This window comes from Lactobacillus sp. UMNPBX4, assembly GCF_002554115.1.
GTDB classification, from domain to species: Bacteria; Bacillota; Bacilli; order Lactobacillales; family Lactobacillaceae; genus Lactobacillus; species Lactobacillus gallinarum.
This window is the reverse complement of sequence record NZ_PCZF01000123.1, coordinates 1-1,159: the sequence shown is the minus strand read 5'-3', so window position 1 is coordinate 1,159 and position 1,159 is coordinate 1. Positions and strand designations below refer to the sequence as shown.

Here is a 1,159-nt window from a genome sequence, read left to right as displayed (position 1 = left end):
ACCAGACGGCTTTTATATTTTATCAAATCTCAAATCCTTTGTCAAGAACTTTTTTGATTTATTTTTCGTCGCCTCGGCTCTCGCCTGACGACATTTAAATATATTACTCGTTTTGCTTTAACTTTGCAAGTCTTTTTTTCAAAAACTTTTTTTAAAGCTCTCGAGCTCTTCGTCATCTCTCAAGACGACTTTATTAATTTACCCTACTTTCTCTTTTTTGGCAAATCCCTCTTTTGTTCGAGTTATTCATGAAACACATGGATGTGTTGTAACCAAGCTTCTCTTTTATGCTTTTCTTTTTAATAGCTTTTTATTTATTCTAGTCTTATATTATCGATTTAGCTTACAATTGCCGAACTTTATTTGCAAAACACTTTTTCAATTTTTTGTCAAAATATTTAACACCACACTAAAATTGCAGCAGCATTGGCAAATAATATTTCAATTTCACGCTTTTATTTTCTTCACTACACTTATCGCCAAGTTTCCTCAGTACCTTGCATTACAACTAAGTAATTCAAAGATCTCAGTTAGAAAATTATGCAGATAGACTTAGGCTCAATTATGATTAGCTTATTCGGTATCCGATATATTTATATTCAATATGAATTTAAACGTATACAAAAATGTTAATAATTTACTCACTCAACTAGCAATCTTCAAGAAGATTCTTTATTTTTTCTTATAAAGATAAGCTTCGTACTAATTATCTAAATGCCAAATTTTTCATGCTCGATCAAGAAATGAGATTCTTTCTCAAGCGGTTTAAGCAGATAATTCAGCTTAACCTTCCCTAAAACTTCTTAGTGGCTCATTCATTACGACTAGCATCCTATCTCAGACAAAGCGGTCAGTACCCAATATTTACTCAAGTTGACCTTATTGGATTTTATTAAGATAAGATCTTAATAAGAAGGGAGCAAGCAAAAAAGAGGAGACCAAGCGTTCATGATCTCCCCTTTTTTCATCTTTTCCTCTTAAACAAAAAAGAAGGAAGCTAGGCTTCCTTCTCTCTCCTTACTCCGGCTGTCAGACTCGAACTGACGACATCTTGATTAACAGTCAAGCGCTCTACCAACTGAGCTAAGCCGGAATATTAAAAAAGAGCACGGCAGCTTCCTTTCCTCGCAGGCAGTTGCCCACCAACTACTTTCGGCGT

At 34.3% G+C, this 1,159-nt stretch carries 1 tRNA gene; it reads right to left on the bottom strand.

Annotated elements, in window-relative coordinates:
- Window positions 1-1,020: 1,020 nt before the first annotated feature.
- Window positions 1,021-1,093: transfer RNA gene (locus tag CP355_RS09990), tRNA-Asn, on the bottom strand.
- Window positions 1,094-1,159: the final 66 nt, after the last annotated feature.